23 protein-coding genes are annotated in these 24,096 nt (G+C 71.3%); 13 read left to right on the top strand and 10 right to left on the bottom strand.

From position 1 onward, the window contains the following. On the top strand, positions 1 to 302 hold a 302-nt coding region (locus tag AB3X52_RS14110; protein ID WP_496559907.1), incomplete at its 5' end, for a cupredoxin domain-containing protein. A 25-nt stretch (positions 303 to 327) separates the two neighbouring features. On the opposite strand, the gene AB3X52_RS14105 is transcribed toward AB3X52_RS14110, so the two are convergent. Then, positions 328 to 1,437 (bottom strand): FAD-dependent oxidoreductase, encoded by a 1,110-nt coding sequence (locus AB3X52_RS14105; protein WP_367994728.1) that lies wholly within the window; start codon positions 1,435 to 1,437, stop codon positions 328 to 330. A gap of 28 nt (positions 1,438 to 1,465) precedes the next feature. Continuing rightward, positions 1,466 to 2,911 carry an MFS transporter gene (locus AB3X52_RS14100; RefSeq protein ID WP_367994727.1) on the bottom strand — a complete coding sequence of 482 codons (1,446 nt, stop codon included), beginning with the start codon at positions 2,909 to 2,911 and terminating at the stop codon, positions 1,466 to 1,468. A 37-nt stretch (positions 2,912 to 2,948) separates the two neighbouring features. Here AB3X52_RS14100 and nudC point away from each other — a divergent pair, with 37 nt between their 5' ends. Then, complete coding sequence (gene nudC, locus AB3X52_RS14095) at positions 2,949 to 3,857, top strand: NAD(+) diphosphatase (protein WP_367994726.1); 909 nt, start codon at positions 2,949 to 2,951, stop codon at positions 3,855 to 3,857. 9 nt (positions 3,858 to 3,866) lie between these two features. Here nudC and AB3X52_RS14090 read toward each other — a convergent pair whose 3' ends face one another. Beyond that, positions 3,867 to 4,130: a mycoredoxin gene (locus tag AB3X52_RS14090; RefSeq protein WP_367994725.1), complete on the bottom strand. Its 264-nt coding sequence runs from the start codon at positions 4,128 to 4,130 to the stop codon at positions 3,867 to 3,869. Positions 4,131 to 4,204: 74 nt separating this feature from the next. Here AB3X52_RS14090 and AB3X52_RS14085 point away from each other — a divergent pair, with 74 nt between their 5' ends. The 4 genes from AB3X52_RS14085 to AB3X52_RS14070 all read left to right on the top strand — a co-directional run bounded on the left by AB3X52_RS14085 (position 4,205) and on the right by AB3X52_RS14070 (position 7,560). After that, entirely contained in the window at positions 4,205 to 6,244 is a 2,040-nt protein-coding gene (locus AB3X52_RS14085; RefSeq protein ID WP_367994724.1) for an ATP-dependent DNA helicase UvrD2, read from the top strand. 489 nt (positions 6,245 to 6,733) lie between these two features. After that, positions 6,734 to 7,030, top strand: coding sequence for a WhiB family transcriptional regulator (locus AB3X52_RS14080; RefSeq protein ID WP_367994723.1), 297 nt, complete (start codon positions 6,734 to 6,736; stop codon positions 7,028 to 7,030). A gap of 40 nt (positions 7,031 to 7,070) precedes the next feature. Continuing rightward, the gene (locus AB3X52_RS14075; RefSeq protein WP_496559906.1) at positions 7,071 to 7,265 is read left to right on the top strand and encodes a putative WhiB-interacting protein; all 195 of its coding nucleotides are present in this window, start codon (positions 7,071 to 7,073) and stop codon (positions 7,263 to 7,265) included. A 121-nt stretch (positions 7,266 to 7,386) separates the two neighbouring features. Continuing rightward, entirely contained in the window at positions 7,387 to 7,560 is a 174-nt protein-coding gene (locus AB3X52_RS14070) for a hypothetical protein (RefSeq protein WP_367994721.1), read from the top strand. A gap of 82 nt (positions 7,561 to 7,642) precedes the next feature. On the opposite strand, the gene AB3X52_RS14065 is transcribed toward AB3X52_RS14070, so the two are convergent. From AB3X52_RS14065 to AB3X52_RS14045, 5 genes are all read right to left on the bottom strand, one after another. Continuing rightward, entirely contained in the window at positions 7,643 to 8,356 is a 714-nt protein-coding gene (locus AB3X52_RS14065) for a hypothetical protein (RefSeq protein WP_367994720.1), read from the bottom strand. Positions 8,357 to 8,473: 117 nt separating this feature from the next. Then, positions 8,474 to 8,632: a DUF5679 domain-containing protein gene (locus AB3X52_RS14060; RefSeq protein WP_348859957.1), complete on the bottom strand. Its 159-nt coding sequence runs from the start codon at positions 8,630 to 8,632 to the stop codon at positions 8,474 to 8,476. Between the two features lie 531 nt (positions 8,633 to 9,163). Further along, the gene (locus AB3X52_RS14055; protein ID WP_367994719.1) at positions 9,164 to 11,017 is read right to left on the bottom strand and encodes a thiamine pyrophosphate-dependent enzyme; all 1,854 of its coding nucleotides are present in this window, start codon (positions 11,015 to 11,017) and stop codon (positions 9,164 to 9,166) included. 49 nt (positions 11,018 to 11,066) lie between these two features. After that, positions 11,067 to 11,813: an acetate uptake transporter gene (locus AB3X52_RS14050; RefSeq protein WP_367994718.1), complete on the bottom strand. Its 747-nt coding sequence runs from the start codon at positions 11,811 to 11,813 to the stop codon at positions 11,067 to 11,069. Between the two features lie 12 nt (positions 11,814 to 11,825). After that, positions 11,826 to 14,906, bottom strand: a complete 3,081-nt coding sequence (locus AB3X52_RS14045) for an FAD-binding and (Fe-S)-binding domain-containing protein (RefSeq protein ID WP_367994717.1) — start codon at positions 14,904 to 14,906, stop codon at positions 11,826 to 11,828. Between the two features lie 85 nt (positions 14,907 to 14,991). On the opposite strand from AB3X52_RS14045, the gene AB3X52_RS14040 reads away from it, so the two are divergent. Then, entirely contained in the window at positions 14,992 to 16,041 is a 1,050-nt protein-coding gene (locus AB3X52_RS14040) for a PHP domain-containing protein (RefSeq protein ID WP_437440554.1), read from the top strand. Positions 16,042 to 16,052: 11 nt separating this feature from the next. Beyond that, positions 16,053 to 16,598 carry a M48 metallopeptidase family protein gene (locus tag AB3X52_RS14035; RefSeq protein WP_367994715.1) on the top strand — a complete coding sequence of 182 codons (546 nt, stop codon included), beginning with the start codon at positions 16,053 to 16,055 and terminating at the stop codon, positions 16,596 to 16,598. Between the two features lie 91 nt (positions 16,599 to 16,689). On the opposite strand, the gene AB3X52_RS14030 is transcribed toward AB3X52_RS14035, so the two are convergent. Together AB3X52_RS14030 and AB3X52_RS14025 are read right to left on the bottom strand one after the other, a co-directional pair. Next, positions 16,690 to 17,232, bottom strand: a complete 543-nt coding sequence (locus AB3X52_RS14030) for an NUDIX hydrolase (RefSeq protein WP_367994714.1) — start codon at positions 17,230 to 17,232, stop codon at positions 16,690 to 16,692. After that, positions 17,229 to 18,605, bottom strand: coding sequence for a zinc-dependent metalloprotease (locus tag AB3X52_RS14025; RefSeq protein WP_367994713.1), 1,377 nt, complete (start codon positions 18,603 to 18,605; stop codon positions 17,229 to 17,231). The genes AB3X52_RS14030 and AB3X52_RS14025 overlap by 4 nt, the downstream gene beginning before the upstream one ends. 59 nt (positions 18,606 to 18,664) lie before the next feature. On the opposite strand from AB3X52_RS14025, the gene AB3X52_RS14020 reads away from it, so the two are divergent. From AB3X52_RS14020 to AB3X52_RS14000, 5 genes are all read left to right on the top strand, one after another. After that, on the top strand, positions 18,665 to 19,093 hold the full coding sequence (locus tag AB3X52_RS14020) for a molybdenum cofactor biosynthesis protein MoaE (protein ID WP_367994712.1): 429 nt from the start codon (positions 18,665 to 18,667) through the stop codon (positions 19,091 to 19,093). A gap of 34 nt (positions 19,094 to 19,127) precedes the next feature. Continuing rightward, complete coding sequence (locus tag AB3X52_RS14015) at positions 19,128 to 19,421, top strand: hypothetical protein (protein ID WP_367994711.1); 294 nt, start codon at positions 19,128 to 19,130, stop codon at positions 19,419 to 19,421. A 67-nt stretch (positions 19,422 to 19,488) separates the two neighbouring features. Then, entirely contained in the window at positions 19,489 to 20,541 is a 1,053-nt protein-coding gene (locus AB3X52_RS14010; RefSeq protein WP_367994710.1) for a YlbL family protein, read from the top strand. After that, positions 20,538 to 21,140, top strand: coding sequence for a PPA1309 family protein (locus AB3X52_RS14005; RefSeq protein ID WP_367994709.1), 603 nt, complete (start codon positions 20,538 to 20,540; stop codon positions 21,138 to 21,140). Before AB3X52_RS14010 ends, AB3X52_RS14005 begins: the two co-directional genes overlap by 4 nt. Next, complete coding sequence (locus AB3X52_RS14000; protein ID WP_367994708.1) at positions 21,137 to 24,049, top strand: UPF0182 family membrane protein; 2,913 nt, start codon at positions 21,137 to 21,139, stop codon at positions 24,047 to 24,049. The genes AB3X52_RS14005 and AB3X52_RS14000 overlap by 4 nt, the downstream gene beginning before the upstream one ends. Positions 24,050 to 24,096: the final 47 nt, after the last annotated feature.

Raw genomic sequence — 24,096 nt, 5'->3', positions numbered from 1 at the left:
CCCGACCGCTCCGCGCCAAGGTCGGCCAGCGGGTCCGGATCTGGGTCCTCGACGCCGGGCCGAACCGGCCGACCGCCTTCCACGTGGTCGGCGGCCAGTTCGACACGGTCTTCGCCGAGGGTGCCTACCTGCTGCGGCGGAACAACCCCGCGCACGGGGCCGCGCAGGTGCTCTCGCTCGGGCCGGCACAGGGCGGTTTCGTCGAGATGTCCTTCCGCGAGCCTGGGCACTACCCGTTCGTGTCCCACCTGATGGTGGACGCCGAGCGGGGCGCCCACGGCACGATCGCGGTGACCCGCTGACGCCGGCCGGAGGGGTCAGCCGGGCTCAGCCGGCGGCCTCGTCTCGGGGCACCGAGGACGAGGCATGCTGCGCGAGCCAGGCGGCGACGCCCCGCGCGGCCGACCGGCCGGCGCGGTTGGCGCCGATCGTGGAGGCCGACGGACCGTAGCCGACGAGCTGGACCCGGGGGTCGACGACGGCGGTGGTGCCGTGCCGGTCGAGCTGGATGCCTCCGGCCGGCCCTCGCAGGTGCAGGGGCGCGAGATGGGCGATCGCGGGACGGAAGCCGGTCGCCCAGAGGATGACGTCGACCGGTTCGAGCTGCCCGTCCGCCCATCGGACCCCGTCGGGCTCGACCGTCGAGAACATCGGCAGCCGGCGGTCGTAGACACCGAGCCGACGCGCCGCCTCCTCCTGCGGGCGCAGCATCAGGCCGGTCACGGAGACGACGCTCGCGGGCGGGAGCCCGCGGCGTACGCGCTCCTCCACGAGCGCCACGGCGGCCGATCCGGCCTCCGGCGTGAACTCGTCGGTGCGCCACACCAGCGGGCGCCGGGTCGCCCACAAGACGTCGGTGACGAGCGCCAGCTCACCGAGGAGCTGCACCGCCGACGCGCCACCGCCGACGACCAACACCCGCTTGTCGCGGAAGTGCTCGGCACCCGGGTAGTCGTGGGTGTGCAGCTGCTCGCCGCGGAAGGTGCGCATGCCGGGGTAGTAGGGGACGTAGGGGTGCGACCAGGTGCCGGTCGCATTGACGATCGTGCGCGACGTCCAGGTGCGGCCCCCGGCGTGGGTCACCAGGAGGCCCTCCCGCTCACCGTCGGCCGGCGCGGCAGGATCGGCCGGTGCCACCCGGTCGACCGCGACCGGCCGGATGACGGGCAGGTCGTGACGTCGCTCGTACGCCGCGAAGTAGTCCGGCACCGCCACGTTGGCGCGCGCGTCGCTGAGCGCGAGCCGCTCGGCGCCGGGAAGCTCCGCGACGCCGTGCACGTCACGCATCGTGAGGGAGTCCCACCGATGCTGCCAGGCGCCGCCCGGGGCAGCGTCCGCGTCGAGCACGACGTGGTCGATCCCGCGGCGCTGCAGATGGTAGGAAGCGGAGAGACCGGCCTGACCGGCCCCGATCACCACCGAGTCGAGGATCTCCACGTGCTCCTCAACGCCCGGGCGCGGCGAGTTATTGCCCGGCCGCCGCGCTCCCCGTTCGGCGCGCGATCAGGAGGCAGAGCACGCCCACCGCGGCGAGCAGGGCAGCGAGGACGCCCATGGCACGGTCGAGACCGTGGCTGAAGCCCGGGGCGTCGGTGGCGCCGACGATCACGCCGACCGCCGCGATGCCGAGCGTCGAGCCGAGCTGGCGGATGGTGTTGTAGACCGCCGACGCCGTGCCGCTGTCGGCCGGCGGGATGCCACCGACCGCGGCCGTGCTCGCCGGCGAGCTGATCAGTCCCGCGCCGGCACCGACGACGGCCAACCGCCAGTCCAGGTCGAGCAGGCCGGTGCGGTCCGGCACGAGCGCGAGCAGCAGAGAGCCAAGTGCCGCGACGGCGAGGCCCAGGACCAGCACGCGCAGGGCGCCGTACGACGCCACCAGCCGCCCCGCCACCGGCCCGAGCGCCGCCATGACGAGGGTCATCGGCAGGAAGGCGAGCCCCGAGACGAGGGCGCTGTGTCCCCGGACGTCCTGGAGGTCGAGGCTGTAGAAGTACAGCACCGCGAAGAAGGTGATGAAGTAGCCGAGCGCCGCGACGTTGGCGGCCACGAAGCTGCCCGACCGCCACAGCCGGAGCGGCATGAGCGGCGTCCCGCCGGTCGCGGCCAGACGGTGCTGGCGCGCGAGGAACGTGGTCAGGACGAGCGCGAAGACGGCGAGCGACGCCAGGATCAGCGGCGAGCCCCAGCCGCGGGCCGAGGACTCGATGAGGGCGTAGACCAGCGCCGCGAGCGACACCGCGGAGAGGGCGGCCCCGGCGAGGTCGACCCGCGGCGTGCGCGCCGGCGGGCCGTGCCGCTCGGCCGGGATCGCGGACCACCCGAGGCCCCAGGTGACGAACGCGAGCAGCATGCTCAGCCCGAACCCGAACCGCCAGGTGCTGACCTCGACGATGATCCCGCCGAGGACGGGCCCCGCCGAGAGCCCCAGCGAGGCGCCTCCGGCCCAGATCCCGACGGCACGGGCCCGGGCAGCCGGCTCGGCATACTCGAAGACCAGGATCGTCAACGTCTGCGGCAGCATCACCGCGGCGCCGACCGCCTGCACGACGCGGCCGACGAGGAGGACCGGGAGCGTGGGCGCCAGCGCGCAGAGCAGGCAGCCCAGGGCGAAGCAGGCGATGCCGGTGAGGAAGGCCGTCCGCCGCCCGAGGCGGCTCCCGACCGCGCCGCCGGGCAGCAGGAGCGCGGCGTAGCAGAGCGTGTAGAGCGAGGAGATCCACTGCAACTGGCTCGAGGAGGCGTGGAAGGCCGGCCCGATGTCGGGCACGGTGACGTTGACGATCGTGGAGTTGAACATCGACAGCGTCAGGCCGAGCGTCATCGCGGTGAGGACGGCCGCGCGCCCGGTGGTGGTCGGCGGGATCGGCCGCCCGGTCTCGCCCGCACCGGTCTCCTCCGCCCTCGTCACCGAGCCAACCTAGCGAGCGCCCACTAGCGTGGGGATCGTGCCTCCCACCCACCAGCACGTCCACGAGCAGCTGACCGGCAACGCCCACGACCGCAGCGGCCACCGCCGGCGCGACCAGGCCTGGCTGGACGCGCGCTGGAACGACGAGACGACGAGGGTCCTCGTCGTCGCCGGCAGCCGCGTCGCGCCGGCCGACCAGACCGTCGGCTGGCTCAGCCCGGCACAGGCGCCGGACGGGATCCGGGTGCTGCTGGGGGAGCATGACGGACGCGCGGACTTCGCCGTCCTCACCGATCAGTCGTACGCCGGCGACGACTGGGTCGGGCTGCGCGGGCTGTTCCCCGCGCTGCTCGCCGACAGCACCGACGCCACCTTGGTGTTCCACGCGATCGGGCTCGCCGAGTGGCATCGCGCCACCCGCTTCTGCGCCCGCTGCGGGCAGTCCGTCCACCCGGCCGCGGCCGGCCACGAGCTCGTCTGCGACCAGGGCCACCAGACGTTCCCGCGCACGGACCCGGCGGTGATCATGCTCATCACCGACGGCGAGCCGGGCGCCGAGGACGAACGCTGCCTGCTCGGCCATCACGCCCGCTGGCCGGAGGGGCGGTTCTCGACGCTGGCAGGCTTCTGCGAGCCGGGGGAGTCGCTCGAGGACGCGGTCCGCCGCGAGGTGGGGGAGGAGACCGGCGTGGTCGTCGGAGAGGTGACCTACTTCGGCAACCAGCCGTGGCCGCTGCCCGCGAGCCTCATGCTCGGGTTCACCGGCCGAGCCGTCGCGACCGAGATCGAGTGCGACCTCGAGGAGATCGCGCATGCGCGCTGGTTCACCCGCGCCGAGCTGCGGACGGAGACCGCGAGCGGCGCGATCGTGCTGCCGGGCGGCGTCTCGATCAGCCGTTCGCTCGTCGAGGCGTGGTACGGCGCCCCGCTGCCCGGCAGTTGGTGAGCCCCGCGGTCACTCCGCCAGCGCGGCGAGCTTCTCCTTGACCTGCATGATGCTCGGGTTGGTCATGGAGGTGCCGTCGGCGTACACCAGCGTCGGGACGGTCTGGTTGCCGTCGTTGACCGACTCGACGATCTGAGCGGCCTCGGGGACCTGCTCGATGTCGACGATCTCGTAGCTGATGCCTTCCCGCTCGAGCTGTCCCATGAGGCGCTTGCAGTAGCCGCACCACGGGGTGGTGTACATCGTGAACGGTGCAGTGAAGCTGGCAGACATCAGACTGTCCCCTCCGGCATCTAGGGTGTGTTCGTCGGACTCAACCTTCCCATTGCCAGGAGTGTTCCCACCGCATGACCTCTGACGCCCTCCTCGACGCCCTCGACCCCGAGCAGCGCACGGTCGCGGAGGCGCTGCGGGGCCCGGTGCGGGTGCTCGCGGGGGCAGGGACGGGCAAGACCCGGGCGATCACCCACCGGATCGCCCATGGCGTGCGGTCCGGCGTCTACGCGCCCACCGAGGTCCTGGCGGTGACCTTCACGACCCGCGCTGCGGGGGAGATGCGCCACCGGCTGCGCACGATGGGTGCCGGCGCGGTCCAGGCGCGGACGTTCCACAGCGCCGCGCTGCGCCAGCTGCGCTACTTCTGGCCCAAGGTCCACGGCACCGAGCTGCCGGCGCTCACCGAGTCGAAGATCCCGATGATCGCCGCGGCCGCCCGTCGTCAGCGGGTCCAGACCGACCAGGCGCTGCTGCGCGACCTCGCCTCCGAGATCGAGTGGGCCAAGGTCAGCAACGTCCATCCCGACGACTACGCCAAGGTGGCCGCGGCCCGGCGCCGCGAGGTCACCGGGCTCGACGCGGCGACCGTGGGCCACGTCTTCGCGGCCTATGAGGAGACCAAGCGCGGCCAGGGCCGGATGGACATGGAGGACGTCCTGCTGCTCACCGCCGGCCTGCTGAGCGAGGACGAGCGGGTGGCCGCGCAGGTCCGACGACAGTACAAATGGTTCGTCGTCGACGAGTTCCAGGACGTCTCGCCGCTCCAGTCCGCGCTGCTCGACCTCTGGCTCGGCGGGCGCGACGAGATCTGCGTGGTCGGTGACCCGGCGCAGACCATCTACTCTTTCGCCGGCGCCGACGCTGACTACCTCCGCGACTTCCCGCGGAAGTTCCCGGGCGCGACCTCGGTGGAGCTGGTGCGCAACTACCGCTCCACGCCGCAGGTCGTTGCCGCGGCCAACACCCTCCTCGCCGGGTCCGCGAGCCAGGGCGTCGAGCTCCGCGCCCAGCGTCCCGCCGGGCCCGCGGTGACCTTCGCCGAGCGCTCCGACGAGGTCGACGAGGCCGAGTCGGTGGCGGCCGAGATCCTCCGCCTGCACCAGTCCGGCCGGCCCTACTCCGAGATCGCCGTCCTCTTCCGGATCAACGCACAGTCGGAGACCTTCGAGGAGGCGCTCGCCGCCCGCCGGATCCCCTACGTCGTCCGCGGCGCCGCCCGGTTCTTCGACCGTCCTGAGGTCCGCGAGGCGGTGACCAGGCTGCGGGGCGCCGCCCGCTCCGGTGACGGCGAGGCCGGCGGCGAACAGCTCCTCGAGACCGTCCACGGCACGCTCGCGGGGATGGGCTGGACCTCGCGGCCCCCGGAGGGCCGGGGCCAGACCCGCGACCGCTGGGAGTCCTGGCAGGCGCTCGTGGACCAGGCCGCCGAGTTCGCCGCCGGTGGGGGAGACCTGAGCGGCTTCGTCGCCGATCTCGACCGGCGCGCCGCCGAGCAGCACGCTCCCGTGGCCGAGGGCGTCACGCTCGCCACCTTCCACGCCGCCAAGGGCCTGGAGTGGGACTCCGTCTTCCTCGTCGGACTCCAGGACGGCACCCTGCCGTTCTCCTACGCCTTGGAGTCGCCGGCCGCGCTGGAGGAGGAGCGCCGACTCCTCTACGTCGGCATCACCCGCGCCCGCCTCGACTTGGCGATCTCGTGGGCGCAGGCGCGCCAGCCCGGTGGTCGCGCGAGCCGCAAGCCGTCGCGCTTCCTCGACCCGCTCCTGCCCGACCGTCCTCGGGCGCAGGAGCGTCGCCCCGGAGTGGGCAAGGCCCGGATGTGCAAGACCTGCGGTCAACCGCTCGGCTCCCGCGAGGAGAAGGTCCGCGGTCGCCACGAGGACTGCCCGGCGGCCTACGACGAGGCGCTGTTCGAGCGGCTCCGCAGCTGGCGCAAGGAGGTCGCCGGCAACAAGCCGGCCTTCACCGTCTTCACCGACGCGACCCTCGAGGCGATCGCCGAGCGCAAGCCGTCCTCGCTCGATGAGCTGCTGCGGGTCAACGGCGTCGGGAGGAGCAAGCTCGACGCCTACGGCGAGGACCTCCTCGGGCTGGTCGCCGAGGCCGGTTAGAGGTGTGCGCCGAGATTTCCCCGAAATCCGTCGTTAATTCGTTTGCCGGGTGAAGGATCGCCGGGATAGCGTGCTGCAGACAAGCCCGAAACCGCGCACCCGGACCTGGCACGTCCCGCGCTCGAATCACCCGAAGGAGGTGGCCCCGATGATGACCAAGATTCCGAACCCCGCGATGGCTCTCAAGCCGTCCGGCCTTGGCATGCCTGCGTGCGGCCACGTCGTCCTCCCGGCGTTCGCCGGTGCGGGTGCCGCTGCTGGCTATGGCTTCGGTCGAGTTCGCGTCCAGGGACACGTGTCTCTTCTCGACGCGACGACCGATGTCTGGACCGCCAAGGCCCGCTTCGAGGCCACGGGTGACCCAGCCTGGAGTCCACCGACTGCGTGAGCGCACGCACTCGGCAGCCTCCAGGCCGCGGAACCCGAAACCCGGGATCCGCGGCCGTTTTGTTTCTCCACCGCGATCAGGTCAATGGAAGGAGGTGTCACATGACCAGCGTTCTCGAGCCCACCCTCGGTCTTCTTCACGACGAGGCTGGACGGGTCGACGAGGAGCTGCTGCCGTGTCGGGTCAACAACCCGGAGCTGTGGTTCGCCGAGTCGCCCGCCGACGTGGAGTCCGCCAAGGCGCTCTGCCAGGACTGCCCGGTCCAGGGGCTCTGCCTTGACGGCGCACTTGCCCGGCGCGAGCCCTGGGGCGTCTGGGGCGGGGAGCTCTTCCTGCAGGGGGTGGTGATCCCCAGGAAGCGTCCTCGGGGCCGACCGCGCAAGAACGAGGCCGCCTGACGCGGCGCCTCCCGATCCATATCCGAAAGCAGCAACCGAGATGACCATTCTTCGAACCAGGAGTACTCAGATGAGCTTGATGCCCGAAGACCTGGCGCGCGCGCAAATGTCCGCGCGCCTGGGAGAGGCGCAGCAGATGCAGCGGGCCCGCAATCTGGTCCGTGCCCGCCGACTCAGCCGGAAGGCTGAGAAGGCGGCCCAGCAGGCGCGCCTGGCCCTCGCCCGCGCCCTGTGATGGCCTGTGATGGCTCCACCCTGATCGCGGGTGTGTGAACGATCGGCCCGTCCGAGAGAACCTCGGGCGGGCCGATCCGCATGTCGTCGTGGTGGTGGGGACCGGCGTCTACAGTGACGGCGTGAGCGACGCGACGCGGACGTGCGACTTCTGTGGCCGGACCGAGAGCGATGCCGGCCGCCTGCTGCTGTGGACCACGGCCGTCGAGAACGGCCAGCACAAGGATTTCTGCGACCGCTGCTCCCGCGAGCACCTCCGCAGTCTGGAAGCGAAGCTCGACTCCGAGTGGTGGTGACCCGTGACGGTGCGGCGATGAGCGCGACGGCTCACCGGTAGGCGAGGAGATCCCAGGCGCACCCACAGTGCGGATGGCGGGGTCACGTGCGCACGTCGGGAGGACCCGCGCGGCGGACCGTGCACGTGGACGACCAGCTGGCCGGGCGTTCGCCGTCGGCGTACGCGACGATCTCCCGCGCGGCCCAGGGGAGCGCGATCGCCTGGAGCAGCGGGTCGGGCGCGGGCAGCCGATGGTGATGGGAGAGCTGGTCGAGCACGAGGCTCCGGCGCGGGTCGCTCTCGCCGAGCGCGGCGTCGACGCAGCGCAGGCAGGCGGTCGCGCCCGGCACGACGAGCGGTCCGACGGTCCAGGCGTCCGGGCCGCCCTCGACGAGCAGGTGGGGCGTGCCGGCCCGGAGGAGCGCATCCGTCCGCTCGCGGGGAAGCGGTCCGTCGGCGAGGAGGACGATGAGCGCCGTGCGCCCCGGCCGGTCCGCCGGGCGGGTGACGACCGTGCCGGGGAGGATCGCGCGGAGAGCGTCGACGAGCCCGCGCGGTCCGTCGAGCACGACCGGCTGCGGAGGAGCAGCGGCGCCGACCACGAGGCCGGCCTCGCGGAGGATGTCGAGCGCCCGTCGCGCAGGCACGGTCCGCGGTGAGGCGGTCAGGCCGACGGTGAGGTCGGCCAGCAGGCGGCGTACGTCGGCGGTGTCGGGCAACACCGCGCGATGAGGCGGGTCGACGCCGATCTGCAGGTGGCGGTCGTCGCGGCGGACCGGGACGTAGGCCGCGCGCAGCCGGAGAGGTGGCTCCATGCCCGCACTGTCACACGGATCGCGGATCCGGCGCGGCCGTCATCCACAGGAGACGACTCGGCCCCCGGTCCGTGTGTGTGGACCGGGGGCCGGACGTCGTCGGCGAGAGAGCGGTGCTCAGGCCTTGCCGAGGATGCGGTTGAGGTTGGTGCCGCAGACCGGGCAGACGGCCTTCGCCATCTTGGTGCCCTTCTCGTTCACCTTGATCTCGCCGGTGGCCTCGCGCTTCTCCTTGCACTTCACGCAGTAGAACTCGCCGCTCCAGGTCTCCGCCATGACGGCCTCCTTGCTTCTGTGTCTCTGGTCGTCGCGACGGGGATGTCAATGGGAAGCCCGTCGGAAGCCCGCGGCAGCGGGCCGACTCGACCTTATGACACGCGGTGGTCTTCCGCGTAGCAGGCGGGCTGAGCGTGGTGCCGCGTGTCGTCCGGCTCCGCCCGGGGTCGAGTCCCGAGGATGGCCGCGGCGGGCTCTGAGGTCGGGGGCCCGCACGACGGCATGAAGAGACCCCCGGTGCCTGGATCGCCCTTCGCCTTCCCCTTGCGAAGGCCGTCCGGCGGCGCCGGGGGTCTCGTCTGACCAGAAACCTAGGGACCAGCCGGGGCGCCGGTCAACGTCACACCTCCCCAGGCTGTGGAAGATCCTGTGGAGAACTGGGGAGAACCTGTTGAGGACCGGTGGACGACACGCCGCAATCGGTGGGACAGCGCTGTGGATTCCTGATCTAGCGGAGTCGCGGATCCACGTCTGACCTGCGACGACGTCCGTCCACCGGTTGTGGACGGAAAATCGGCACGCTGACTTGGGTCAGTCCTCCGTGCGTCGCTCGGCCGCGTCTGCCACCTTGCCGGCGACCTTGGCGATGGCGTCGGGGATGCGGCCCGCCGACGTGGAGGTCTCGAAGCTCGCCTCGTCGAGCACGTCCTTCACCATCTGCAGGGCGATCCGATTCCGGTTCGGCGTGCCCTCCCGCAGCGCCGCGAGCATCTTCGTGACCTGGTCCTTCTTCACCTTCGCGGGAAGCGGTGGCTCGTGCTGGTCGACGACCATCTCGACGATCGCCGGACCGTCGACCTCCATCGCCGCCCGCAGAGCCCTGGCGCACTCCTCTGCTCGGTCGACGTGGAATCCCGTCGCGCCGCAGGCCTCGGCGAACTTCACGAAGTCCATCGGCGCGACGTCGACGCCGTACTCGGGATTGCCGAGGAAGACCATCTGCTCCCACTTGATCAGGCCGAGCGTGTTGTTCTTGATCACCACGACCTTGACCGGCAGCCGGTGTTGCACGCAGGTCAGGAAGTCGCCCAGCTGCATGGTGAGCGAGCCGTCACCGGTGAAGACCACCACCTGACGGCCCGGGTAGGCGGCCTGTGCGCCGATCGCGTACGGCAACCCGGCGGCCATCGAGCAGTTGGTGCCGCTGAAGCTGAACCGCATGTCACCGCGGATCTTCACCTGTCGGGCCACCCAGGTGGTGACCGTCCCCGAGTCTCCGCACACGATCGCGTCGTCGGCGAGCGCGTCGTTGAGCGCCCATGCCGGCACCTGTGGCTTCATCGGCAGGTCATCACGGGTGCCGCGCTCCTCCATCAGGGCCCACCAGTCCCGCATCCCCGCTTGGGCCTGCTCCAGGAACGAGCGGTCCTCGTTGCGGTCGAGGTGTGGCAGCAGCTCTCGGAGCGTCGCCGCGGCGTCGCCGCAGAGCCCGACGTCGACGGGATATCGCAGTCCGATCCGAGCCGGCCGGTCGTCGATCTGCACGCACACCGCTTGACCCGGGGAGGGGAGGAACTCGATGTAGGGCATGCTGCTGCCGACGATCACCAAGGCGTCGCACTGCTCCATCGCGTCCTCGCTGGGTCTGGTTCCGACGAGGGCGATCGATCCGGTGGTGTACGGCGAGTCGTCGGGAAGGCAGTCCTTGCCCAGCATGGCTTTGACCACCGGCGCCCCCAGCTTCTCGGCGAGCTGCTCGAGCTCCGCACCTGCACCGCGTGCGCCGGCGCCGGCGAGGATGGCGACCTTCGTCCTCCCGCGGAGTACGGCGGCCGCATCCTCGAGGTCGCGGCGCTCCGGCACGCGGATCGGCGGCCGGTACGCCGTCGAGCTGTGCCCGGGCACGTTGCGCTGGAAGCGCATGCCGGCCTCCGCCGGTGCGGCCTGATAGTCGATCGGGAACGCCAGATGCGCCGGGCCACGCTCGGTGAGGGCCGTCCGGCAGGCGTAGTCGACGACGTTCGGGATGCTCTGCGGGCTCATGATCCGCTGGTTGTAGACGGCGACGTCGTTGAAGAGGTAGTCGGTGTTCATGTCCTGCAGGTAGCTCGTGCCGACGAGGTCGCTGTAGGTCATGCCCGAGATCGCCAGGATCGGCGCCTGCTCGAGCTTGCTGTCGAGCAGGCCGTTGAGCAGGTGCGCGGCCCCCGGTGCTGCGGTGGAGAAGCAGACCCCAAGCCGGCCGGTGAACTTCGCGTACCCCACGGCCGCCATGGCAGCGACCTCCTCGTGGCGCACGTGCACGTACTGGATCTGCTCGTGGCGCTTGCGCAGCGCGTCCATCAGCCCGTTGATGCCGTCGCCGGGCAGTCCGAACACGGTGTCGACGCCCCACTCGATCAATCGGTCCACGAGTGCGTCAGATGCGGTTGCGGTCTCTGCCATGGTTGTCGGGCCTCCTTCTCTCTACGAATCTCGTACGGCGTCGCGCGGGTCAGGCGGCGGTCTGGTGCCGCGGGCCGAGCAGCGGCAGGACGGGGCGCTGCCACGTGCTGTTGATGACCATCGCGGACGCGGTGTAGGCCGCCAGCGCGGCCGACGCGATCAGGCAGTAGCCGCCGATGTGCCCGACGAGCGACGGCATCGACGAGCCGTAGTAGTCCTGGATGCCCGAGAGCGTGAACCCGGCCGCGAGCGTCAGCAGGATCGCGACGAAGGCGCCGTTGAGCCGCACCGCCACGATGCCGAGCATCAAGGCGATGTAGCCGAAGCAGAACAGCTCGAGCGCCAGCATCCTCATCGCCCCCGACCCCGGTGTCGCCGCGATCATCCCGGTCGCCTGCATCAGCAGGAATGTGGCGACCACGACGTTGTTGGCGCCGAAGACCCCGAAGGCCGTCCCGGCGAACTGGTTCTCGCGTCGGAAGGCGATGAGCCCGCCGATGAACTGGGCGATCCCAGCGAAGACGAGGACGGACGGGACGGTCGCCGGCAAGGCCGACGTGCCGACGAAGCCGCTCAACGGCCAGGCGATGATGAACGTCCCGGTGGCGAAGCCGAGCAGCGCCATGGACGCCGGTTCGCCGATCGAGGCCTCATGTCGCTCCTCGATGAGCGAGATCTCGTCGGGGACCAGGTAGCGCGTGTCCACCGGGCCGCCCTTCGTCCAGAGTCGGACGGGCGCGTGAGCACCGTCGTGGCCCATCGCCTCCGTGGTGCGCGTGACGTTTCCTTGCGACATCGTGATCTCTCCTTATCTGTGACGGAGGCGGCGCCGGAGGACTGTCATCGCCGTGAGGGCGGCGACAGCACCGGCGGCCGTCGCGGGACGGGTGAGCGCGCCGCGGTCGCGGTGCGCCCGGTCGGCTCCCCGGTAGGGCCGGGGGAGACGCTGGTGAATACGACGTTCGGGCCGTCCGGTGGGCTGGCGAGGGTCGGGAGCGTCGAGCCCGGCGGCGAGCAGCTCGATGCTGTGGACGGCGGCCCGATCGGTGAGCTGGGTGATCTGCTCGCGGCAGCTGAAGCCGTCGGCCACCACCACGGTGTCCGGGCGGGCCTCGCGCACTTGCGGCAACAGGACACGTTCGCCGGCGGCCACGGAGACGTCGTACTTCTCGCCTGCTTCATAGCCGAAGCTGCCCGCCATTCCGCAGCAGCCGCTGTCGGGGACGGTGAGGCGTACGCCGGCGCGCTCGAGGAGCGTCTTCTCGGCGTCGTACCCGAGGACGGCGCCCTGGTGGCAATGCACCTGGACGAGAGCATCACCTCCGATCTCGGGTGGCGCCCACTCCGGTGCCAGCCGCTCGAGAGCCTGTGCCACCGTGAAGGTCTGCTGCGAGAGTCGCTGCGCGTTCTCGTCGTGGGGAAGCAGGTTGGGCAGTTCGTCGCGGAAGACGGCGACACAGGAGGGTTCGATGCCGATCACGGGGATCCCCGCCTCGATGTCGGGCCTCAGCTCGTCCAGAATCCGACGCAGGTAGCGTGTCGCGGTCGGCACCATGCCGTAGTCGTAGAGCGGGCGGCCGCAGCACATCGGAGTGCGGGAGAGGCGCACGCGCAGGCCGGCGGCCTCGAGCACCTCGACCGCCGACATCGCGACGTGCGGCTCGAAGTGGTCGGTGAAGGTGTCGGTCCACAGCAGCACCTCGCGTCCGTCCGGGTTCGCCGGCCGCCGATGGCGGTCCCGGGCGCGGAACGTCCGATCGGTGAAGCGCGGCAGCTCGCGCTCGGGTGCCACGCCGGCGGTGGTCTTGAGGAGGGTGGCGGTGACCGGAGCATGCGTGAGCGTGTTGACCGCACCAGGGGCGATCGCGGCCAGGCGTGCCCACCGTTGGATCAGGCCCAGGGCGTACGCCGACCTCGGCCGCAGCCTGCCGGCGTAGTAATGGGAGAGGAACTCCGCCTTGTAGGTGGCCATGTCGACGCGCACCGGGCAGTCGCCCTTGCAGCCCTTGCAGGCGAGGCAGAGGTCCAGCGCCTCCTTCACGCCGTCGTCGCGCCAGGGGTGGGTCCGCTCCCCGGCCTGCTGCATCATCTCGAAGAGCATCCGCGCGCGGCCGCGGGTGGAGTGCTTCTCCTCACGGGTGACCATGAAGCTCGGGCACATCGTGCCGCCCTCGAGATGCCGGCACTTGCCGATGCCGAAGCAGCGGTTGGCGGCGTCGGCGAAGCCGTATCCGTCCTCGGGGAACCGGAAGTGGGTGGGCAGGTCCGGTGGCGTGTAGTGCGGTCCCAGCCGCAGGTTCTCCGTGGGCGGCGGGGTCCGCACGACCTTGCCGGGGTTCATCATCCCGAGGGGATCGAAGATGTCCTTGAACTCCTCGAAGGCCCCGACCAGCTCGGGGCCGTAGAGGCGTTCGAGGAACGCGGCCTTGAGCACGCCGTCGCCGTGCTCCCCACTGGGCACCCCGCCGTGTCGGATGACCAGGTCGGCGGCCTCGCCCAGGAAGCGGCCGAATGTCTCGATCCCCTCGGCGGTCTTGATGTCGAGGTCGAGACGGTTGTGGATGCACCCTTGCCCGAAGTGGCCGAAGAGGACGGTGTGGTAGCCGTACCGCTCGACCAGCTCGCGGTAGTCCCGCAGGTAGTCCGGAAGTCGCGAGGGATGCACGGCCGCGTCCTCCCAGCCGGCGAGGCCGGCGTGCTCCTGGGGGATCCGGGTGGACCCGATAGCGCCGCGGCGGATCTCCCAGATATCGGACTCGTGCCGCTCGTCGCCATAGTTCTTGATGTCCGGCGGATGCGGCAGGTCGCGGATTCGGCCCACGAGCGCCTCGGCCTTGCGGTCGGTGTCCTCCTGCGTGTCCCCGCCGTACTCGACGAGCACGAAGGTGCTGCCCGCCGGCAGCTCGGCCATGCCCTCCGACTCGAAGCCCTTCTTCCTCAGGTTGTCGACGATGCCCGACTCGAAGAACTCCAGACCGTGGGGTCCGGTGTCGAGCACCTCGGTCACGTGCTCGGCGGCCGTGGGGGAGTCCGGGTAGCCCAGCACGACCAGCGACCGCTTGGCCGGCCAGGGCAGCAGCCGCACCTTCGCGGAGAGGACGAGCACGCAGGTTGACTCGGTGCCGACCAGAGCGCGAGCCGTGTTGAAGCCCTTCTCGGGAAGGAGATCGTCGAGGTTGTAGCCGCTCACCCGGCGGGGGATGTCCGGGTAGCGTGCGCGCACGAGATCGCCGTACCTGTCGCGCAGGTCGCGCAGGCGACGGTAGATCTCTCCCCGTCGGCCGCCCGCGGCGATGATCGTGTCGAGCTGTTCCTCCTCCTCGAGTCCGAGGCACATCCTCGTGCCGTCGTAGAGAAGCACGTCCAGCTCGATGACGTTGTCGACGGTCTTGCCGCCGTAGACCGAGTGCGTGCCGCACGAGTTGTTGCCGATCATCCCGCCGAGCGTGTTGTGGTCGTGGGTCGCCGGATCGGGGGCGAACGTCAGCCCGTGCTCCATAGCGGCGTAGCGGAGCTGGTCGCAGATCACGCCCGGCTGGACGATGGCGGTGCGCGCGTCGGGGTCGAGCTCGACGATCCGGTTCATGTATTTCGAGAAGTCGAAGATCACCCCGTGGTTGACGCTCTGTCCGGAGAGGCCGGTGCCGCCGCCGCGCGCGAGGATCGGAGCCTGGTGGGTGCGGCACACCTCCACCGCCCGGACGACGTCGTCCGCGGTGCGGGGCACGACGACGCCGAGCGGCATCATCCGGTAGATGGACGCGTCGTTGGCGTACAGGTGCCGGCTGGCCGTGTCGAAGCGCACCTCGCCCTCGACGACGCGCAGCAGATCACGGGCAAGCCGACCGCGGTCGGTGGGCGCCTGGCGGGGCGGGAACAGCGTGCTCATCGTGGGCGTCGCCTCACTTCTGTCGTATCACGACATATCCGTTCCACGCCCTCGGTACCCTCCCGTCCTCCGGCCATGCGCGAGAATGGGACACGTGGAGGACGCGTACGACGCCGGTGCGGTCACAGCCCTGCGCCGGATCGCCTTCCTGCTGGAGCGAGGGCGCCAGGACACCTACAAGGTCAAGGCGTTCCGGGCGGCGGCCGCGGCGATCCTGCCGCTCCCGGAGTCGGAGGTGCGCGAGCGCGCGGAGGCGGGGACGCTGACCGAGCTACCCGACGTGGGCGCCTCGACCGCCGCCGTCATCGCCGACGCGGTCGCCGGACGCACCCCGGAGCGGCTTGCCCGCGCGGAGGAGGAGCTCGGCGGTCCGCTCACCGCCCGCGGCGCGGGAGAGGCGCTCCGCGCCCGGCTGCGCGGCGACCTGCACTCCCACTCCGACTGGTCCGACGGTGGGTCCCCGATCGAGGAGATGGCCTTCAGCGCGATCGAGGTCGGCCACGACTACCTCGTGCTCACCGACCACAGCCCGCGGCTCAAGGTCGCGCGCGGGCTGTCGGCCGAGCGGCTGCAGCGGCAGCTGGGCGTGGTCGAGGCGGTCAACGCCCATCTCGACGGGGCATTCAGCCTCCTCAAGGGGATCGAGGTCGACATCCTCGACGACGGCAGCCTCGACCAGACGGAGGACATGCTCGAGCGGCTCGACCTGCGGGTCGCGAGCGTCCACTCCAAGCTCGCCATGGAGCCGGCCCAGATGACGCGGCGGATGGTCACCGCCATCACCACCACGCGGATGAACGTCCTCGGCCACTGCACGGGCCGCCTCGTCACCGGTGGCCGGGGGACCCGCCCCGGGTCGCGGTTCGACGCGACGGCGGTCTTCGAGGCCTGCGCCGAGCACGGTGTCGCCGTCGAGATCAACTCCCGGCCGGAGCGGCGTGACCCGCCGACCCGGCTCCTGGAGCTCGCCCGGGACGCCGGCTGTCTCTTCGCGATCGACTCCGACGCCCACGCGCCCGGGCAGCTCGACTTCCTCGTCCTCGGCTGCGAACGGGCGGAGGCGGTCGGCATCGAGCCGGACCGGATCGTCAACACCTGGACGCGGGACCGTCTGCTGGCCTGGGCGAACGGCTAAGGTCTCGGTGCATGGAGCAGCCGGAGGTGGAGGTGCGCCGGAGCAGTCGCCGGCGGCGTACCGTCTCTGCCTACCGCGACGGCGAGCGCATCGTCGTGCTCATCCCAGCCGCCATGTCGCGGCGTGAGGAAGCGGAATGGGTCGAGCAGATGGTCGCCCGCATCGAGAAGTCCGAGCAGCGCCGCAAGCCCTCCGACGACGAGCTCCTGCGGCGCGCGACAGCGCTGAGTGACCGCTACTTCGGCGGCCTCGCCATCCCCGAGTCCGTCCGCTGGGTCGACAACCAGCAGAGCCGCTGGGGCTCGTGCACGCCGGGCGACCGTTCCATCCGGCTGAGCGCGCGGCTGCAGGGCATGCCGTCGTGGGTCATCGACTACGTCCTCGTCCACGAGCTCGCCCACCTCTTCGAGCCCCACCACAACGCCCGCTTCTGGGGTTGGGTCGACCGGTTCCCACAGGCAGAGCGCGCCAAGGGCTATCTGCTCGGCTGGTCCGCCGCCAGCAGGCTCCCCGCGCCGCCGGGCGAGGAGGAGGCCGACGCCGCCGACGTCGACTGAGGGTCGAGTCCCGAGTCGTGGTGGCTCGAGCTGAGGATCGTGGTTCGCCGAACGACCATCCACCGCAACTCGACCCGCCATGGGCCGCGACTCAACTCAGCCGGGCGCGGGCGAGCGAGACCAGCTCGACGAGGTCGGGCTCGGGGTCGGGGAGGGCGTCGGCGGGCCACCAGCGGACGTCGAGCGACTCCTCGCTCACGGCATGGGAGGCGTCCGCGGGGGCGACGGCGACGAAGCGCACGTCGAGGTGGTGTACGCCGCCGGCAGGGCCGCAGAACGGGACCTCGTGCTCGCTCAGCTGGACGGGTGTGGGCAGCAGACGCAGCCCGGCGAGCCCGGACTCCTCGGTCGCCTCACGCGTCGCGGCGGCGAGCAACGAGACGTCGTCGGGCTCGAGGTGGCCACCGAACTGGAACCACCGCCGCGCCTTGGCGTGCAGCGTGAGCAGCGTCTGTGCGCCGTCGGCGCTGAGCACCAGGCAGGAGGCCGTGAGATGGTCGGGCACCGACGAGCGCAGGACGCCGCCGGGATGCTCCTCGAGATGAGCGACGTAGCGCTCGCGCAACCGGGCCTGGTCGCTGGTCGGGGGCGTCCAGGCACGGAGCACCGAGAGCGCGTCGGCGTGGAGGCTCACTCGGCGTCGGGGGTGTCGCCCGACTCGCCGCCACCCTCGAGCAGCTTGCGCAGCTCGGCGTCGAAGTCGTCCTCCGTCAGCGCGGCAGGGGCTTCGGCGCCCTCGCGGAAGCCGAGGGGGTCGTCGAGATCCTTCGCCGTCGGCAACAGCGCCGGCGACATCCAGACGCCGTCGCGGGCCTCGATGCCCTGACGGGTGCGCAGCGAGCCCCAGAGGGTGGCGGCGTCGCGGAGGCGGCGCGGCCGCAGCTCGAGGCCGACGAGGGTCGCGAAGGTCTGCTCCGCGGGGCCCCCGGCGGCGCGCCGGCGGCGTACGGCCTCCTGGAGCTTGGCCGCGGCGGGCATCCGCTCGGCGGTGGCGAGGCCGACGACCTCGTCGACCCAGCCCTCGACCAGCGCGAGGACGATCTCGAGCCGCTCCAGGGCGGCCTTCTGCTGGGGGGACTCGGGCAGCTCGAACATCCCGGTCTCGAACGCCTTCTGCAGCTCCTCGGGGTTGTTCATGTCGAGCCCCTGGAGCTGCTCCTGCACGCGCTGCTGGATGGCGTCGAGGTTGATCTCGACGCCGGTGGCGTAGTCGCGGACCGCCCCGATCACGTGGTCGCGCAGCCACGACACACCCGCGAAGAGCCGCTGGTGGGCGGCCTCACGCAGCGCGAGGAAGAGCAGGACGTCGTCCTCGGACACGCCGAGACCCTCCGCGAACGGCGCGATGTTGGTCGGCAGGAGGGCGGCGCGGCCCGGCTCGGTGAGCGGCACGCCGATGTCGGAGACGGAGAGGACGTCGCCGGCGAGCTGGCCGAGACCGGAGCCGGCCTGGTTGGCATAGAGCGCGCCGACGGCCTTGCCGAGGAAGCCCATCATCGGGCCGGCCATCGCCTTCATCTCCTCGGGCAACTGGGTGCTCATCGCGTTGACCGACGACTGCGCGACGGGCTCGACCAGCACCTTCCACACGTCGAGCGTGTTGACCAGCCACTCCGCCCGGCTCCAGGCAGTGGCGGTCTTCACCCCGGAGGGGAAGGCGGTGGTGTCGTCGAGCCAGTGGTCGGCGAGCTGGACGGCGTCGGCGACCGCGTCCTTCTGACGCTGGGTGACGGACGGGTCGGGCCGCTGCGCGACGGTCTTGCGGGCGAGGTCGAGCGCGACGTCCCAATTGAGCGGGCCGTCGTAGGGCTGCATCAGGGCCTGCAGTTGGCCGAAGAGCTGGCTGAGGTCGGGCATGCCGCCACCGGCGGGGAAGCCGGGGAAGCCGCCGGCTCCGCCGGCGCCACCGGCCGCGCCACCGAAGAGTCCCTCGAAGGGTGTGCCCTTGAACGGGTTCTGCGGCTCGTCGGGCTCTTCCGGACCGGGCTGGCCAGGGGTCTCACTCATGCTTCCAATCTACGTGTGCGGCCAACGCCTCACCAACGCAGACGTCGTAGGGTCGACCCATGACGCACCCGGCCGTGAAGCTCGTCGACATCCGCGACGCCCCGCTCGACGTCGCGGAGATCGTCGACGCGCTCGACGACGATGCGTCCGGCGGCCTCACGCTGTTCGTCGGGCGGGTCCGCGACCATGACCACGGCAAGGGGGTCGCGGGGTTGGAGTACTCCGCCCACCCGACCGCGCTCGACCGGCTCCGCGAGGTCTGCGAGAAGGTCGCCGCCGACCACGGCGTCAACGGCCTGGCCGCGGTCCACCGGGTCGGCACCCTCGCGATCGGCGACATCGCCGTCGTCGTCGCCACCACCTCGGGGCACCGCGGCGAGGCGTTCGACGCCTCCCGCGACCTCATCGACACGCTCAAGGCCACCGTCCCGATCTGGAAGCACCAGCGGTTCAGCGACGGCACCGACGAGTGGGTCGGCGCGCCGTAGCCGTTCGACGCCCTGGGCTGCCTACCCTGCTGGGGTGGAGATCCTGCTCTGGCTCGTGCCGGCCGCCGTCGTGACGGCGCTCGCGATGCTCTGGGTCGCCTGGCTGGGGCGCGAGGGTCGTGGGGCGGTCGACCGTGAGGTCGCCGTACGCCGGCTGGCCGACGCGCTCTCCCGCGACCGCGACGGGCGGGAGTCCCCGCGCTACGCCGCGCCGCGTCCGGCTCGCGACCGGAGCAGCGGGGTCGCCGTACGACCGGCGCAGCGGCAGGCCGCGAAGGGTGCCGGCCGGGACTCCGCGCGCGACGCCGCGAAGCGCCGCGCGTCCTGAGCCCGCGCCCGGTGAGCGCCGAGGGCGTCTCAGCGCCGTCTTGGGCGGGAATGAGAAGGTAGCCCGCATGACGCACCGCACGCTGGCCGGCCTCATCGCGCTGCCGCTCGTGCTGCTCCTGGTCGTGCTGGCGTGGGTCGTGCCGCTGCCCTTCACGATCTACAGTCCCGGGCCGACGGTCAACGTCCTCGGCGACTACCAGGGGCAGCCGATCGTCCACGTCGACGGCCACAAGGCCTACCGAGACGCCGGCGAGCTGCGGATGACGACCGTCTCCGAGACGACGCGCACCGCCAAGCTCGGGCTGTGGGCGCTGCTGCAGGCCTGGGTGAGCAAGGACGACGCGGTCTATCCGCTCTCGGTGGCCTATCCGGACGTCCACGGCACGACCAAGGGCGACCGTCAGCAGGGTGCGCTGGACATGGCGACGGCGCAGGACGACGCCGTCGCGGCGGCCCTGGAGAAGCTCGGCTACCACGTCGGCTCGGTCGTCGCGGTGGCGCAGGTGACGGCGAAGGCGCCGGCCGCCGGCGTGCTCAAGACCGGCGACAAGGTGCGCAAGATCAACGGCACATCCGTGAAGACGCCCGACCAGGCGGTCAAGGCCGTGCAGTCGGTGAAGCCCGGTGACGTCGTGAGGCTCACCGTCCAGCGCGGTCACCGGACCATGACCACGAAGGTCACCTCGGGCCGCCGGAACGGCAAGGCCTACCTGGGCGTCGGGCTGGGGACGACCTACGACTTCCCGTTCGACGTGCGGATCGGCATAGACCCCACCATCGGCGGGCCCAGCGCCGGCCTCATGATGGCGCTCTCGGTCTACGACACGCTCACCCCGGGCTCGCTGACCGGGGGTGACCCGGTCGCCGGGACGGGGACCATCGACGAGAAGGGTCAGGTCGGCGCGATCGGCGGGATCCAGCAGAAGATCCCCGCCGCCCAGCACGACGGCGCCAAGCTCTTCCTCGTGCCGGCCGACAACTGCCAGGATGTCGTGGGGGCCGATCGTGGTGACATGCGGCTGGTGAAGGTGAGCACGTTCGACGGCGCGCTGTCCGCCATCCAGACCTGGGTGAAGGACCACGGTGCGCCCCTGCCGAGCTGTGGGAGCGGCGCATGAGCGAGAGTCACAGGGACGTCACCGGGGACCTCGACGTGGACCCGGCGCTGGCCGCCGCCGTCCTCGAGATCGAGGAGCACGTCGCCGGCGAGGGCTGGGATGGCCCCGCGCGGCTCTACGCCCTGGTCGACACGGCCGCCTTCGTGGCCGCCGAGCCGACGCTCGCGTCGTTGATGGGGCTCGACGAGTCGTCGGCCGCCGGGTCCCTGACGCCCGTCGAGCAGGACCAGCTCGCCTCCGGAGACCGGCTCGAGGAGGTCCTGCAGACGACCGCCTGGCCGGCCGAGGTGGCCGGTTGTGCAGCGGTCGTCGAGCGTCTCGTCCTCCCGCCGGGTGCTGACGCGGAGATCCCGGAGGATCCGGCGGCAGCGGAGGAGTTCGCGCGCGAGCACCCCGACCGCCAGGAGGTGCGGATCGTCGCCGGCGTGACGCGCGGCGGCTCGACGTACACCGCCCTTCGGCTGCGCGCCCACGACGACGCCCAGTCCGTGGTCGGCGGCGCCGACCTGGTGCCCCAGCTCACCCAGCTGCTGGCGGCGACGCTGGCCGACGACGACGTGAGCGGCCAGAGCAACCCGAGCGGGCCGGAGGAGCCGTGAGCGAGCTCTTCGACGACGATCCCCACGACGCACCGCCGCGGCGGCCGTCGACGCGTGCCCGGTGGCTGGTCATCAGCGGCGTCGTCCTGGTGCTCTTCTTCTTCGCCCTCACCACGTTCGCCTCGCTCTACACCGACGGGCTCTGGTACCACTCCGTCGACTTCGACAGCGTCTTCGGGACCCTCTTCTGGACCCGGACGATCCTCTTCGTCGTCTTCGGGCTGCTCATGGCGGCCGCGATCGCGGTGCCGGTCTGGCTGGCCTACCGTGCGCGGCCGTTCTTCCATCCGGCCGACGACCACGGCGGCCTGGAGCGCTACCGCGACGCCATCACGCCCATCCGGACCTGGCTGCTCGTCGGCGTCGCGGGCATCTCCGGCATCTTCGCCGGCGTCTCCGGCGCGGGCCGGTGGCGCACCTACCTGCTGTGGCGCAACGGCGTCCCCTTCGGAAGCAAGGACCGGTTCTTCCACCGCGACGTCGGGTTCTACGTCTTCGACCTGCCGTGGTGGCACTATCTGGTCAACTTCGCGCTCACCGCGCTCATCCTCGCCACGCTGGCCTCGCTCGTCGTCCACTACGTGTATGGCGGCATCCGCCTCGGGGGAGCGGTCCGTGATCGGATCTCGCGTCCGGCGGGCGCCCAGATCTCGGTCCTCGTCGGGCTGGTCCTCGCGCTCAAGGCGGTCGACTACTGGCTCGACCGCTTCGACCTGGTCCACGACTCCGGTCCGGTGCTCGACGGCATCGGCTACACCGACGACCACGCCGTACTCCCGGGGAAGAACATCCTCATCGGCATCTCGGTGATCTGTGCGCTGCTCTTCTTCGCCAACGTGTGGCGGCGCAGCTGGCAGCTCCCGTCCGTCGGGATCGGGCTGCTCCTGGTCTCGGCGATCGTCCTCGGTCTGATCTGGCCGGCGATCGTGCAGGCCTTCCAGGTCAAGCCGTCGCAGTCCGACAAGGAGCGGACCTATCTGGCGGCCAACATCGCCGCGACCCGGGCGGCGTACGGCATCGACGACGTCGAGACGGTGGCCTACAAGCCGACGGCCGACGCGTCCGCGACGAGCGCCAAGGCCCTCGACAACGCGGCCTCCTCCGTCCCGGTCGCCGACCCGGTGTGGGTGCGCGACGAGTTCGAGCAGATCCAGCAGGGTCGGTCCTACTACACCGTCGCCCCCGAGCTCGACGTCGACCGCTACGACATCGACGGCCACGACCGGGCGCTCGTCCTCGGCGTCCGGGAGCTCAAGCAGAGCGGGATCAGCACCAGCGACCGGACCTGGACCAACCTGCACACGGTCTACACCCACTCCAACGGGGTCGTCGCGGCCTATGCCAACCAGCGCGGTCGTGCGGACGCCACCGAGCACGCCGACACGCAGTGGGCCGAGGGGCGTGACGACAGCGACCTGACGGCCGGCCAGAAGAACGTCCAGGACCAGGTCTACTTCGGTGAGGACAGCCCCGACTACTCCATCGTCGGGCGTCCGGCCGGGGCCAAGTCGGTCGAGCTCGACTACGGCAGCAACGAGGGGCAGCAGACGACGACGTACGCCGGCAAGGGCGGTGTGCCGATCGGCTCCACGTTCCGCCGGTTGATGTATGCGATCCAGTACGGCTCGGCCAACTTCCTCCTCTCCGAGCGTGTCAACGACGACTCGAAGGTGCTCGACAACCGCACCCCGCAGCAGCGGGTGGAGAAGGTCGCACCGTGGCTCACGCTCGACGACGACGCCTACCCGGTCGTCGAGGACGGGCGGATCCTGTGGGTCGTCGACGGCTACACGACGACCGACCGCTACCCGCAGTCCGCGAGCGACTCGTTCGCCGCGATGACCAACGACGCGCGGCCGACGACGTCGGGCACGCAGACGGTGCCGACCGACGAGATCAACTACATGCGCAACGCGGTGAAGGCCACCGTCGACGCCTACGACGGCACCGTCCACCTCTACGCCTGGGACGACAGCGACCCGATCCTGAAGACCTGGGAGAAGGCCTTCCCCGGAGTCGTTGAGAAGAAGGCCGACATCCCGGCCGCGCTCCTGCCGCACCTGCGCTACCCCGAGGATCTCTACAAGGTCCAGCGCTACCAGCTGGCGAAGTACCACGTCACCGACGCGGTCGACTTCCTCAACGCCAACGACCAGTGGTCGGTCCCGGACGACCCCAACAACCCGAACCACCAGCAGACCCCGGCCCGGATGTTCCTGCCGGGCGCCAGCGGCGACTCGACGTGGTCGATCACGTCAGCGTTCACGCCGCTGTCACGCCAGAACCTGGCGGCCGTCATGACGGTCGACTCCGACGCCACGGACCCGAAGAACTACGGCAAGATCCGCGTCCTCACCGGCTTCGGCCAGGGCACCGCCGGGCCGGGGATGATCAGCAATACGTTCCGCACCGACTCCCGCATCGCCGACGCCATCGCGCGATTCAGCCGGAGCGCCAGCTCGGCGGCGTGGGGCCAGGTCCTCACCGTCCCCACGGCGTCGCACGGGTTGTTGTACGTCGAGCCGGTCTATGCCAGTCCGCTCAGCGGCTCCGGCAGCAACTACCAGCGGTTGGCCTACGTCCTGGTGTCGTACGACGGCCGGGTCGGCTACGGCCGCACGCTCGGCGCGGCCCTGAGCAACGCCCTCGGCGGCGGTACGGCGGGCCAGGGTGGCCAGCAGTCGGGGAACGGCGGGCAGGGGACGGGCCGGAGCAGTGGTCAAGGCTCCGGCACCGGCCAGACCCAGGGCGACCACGACACCCAGGTCCGGTCGCTGCTTGCCCAGGCGCAGCAGCTCTTCGACCGCGCCGACGCCGCGGGCCGCTCCAACGACTTCGCCCTGCGGGAGAAGCTCATGCAGCAGGCCGAGGCCAAGGTCGACCAGGCCCTCGAGCTGCTCAACAAGTAGCCCTCGCAGCCCGGCACGGCCCCCCGATTTGGCGTGCCCGGGGCGAC

Origin of the sequence: Nocardioides eburneus (genome assembly GCF_040838215.1) — a bacterium.
Classification (GTDB): domain Bacteria; phylum Actinomycetota; class Actinomycetes; order Propionibacteriales; family Nocardioidaceae; genus Nocardioides; species Nocardioides eburneus.
This window is presented reverse-complemented; position numbering and strand designations above follow the sequence as displayed.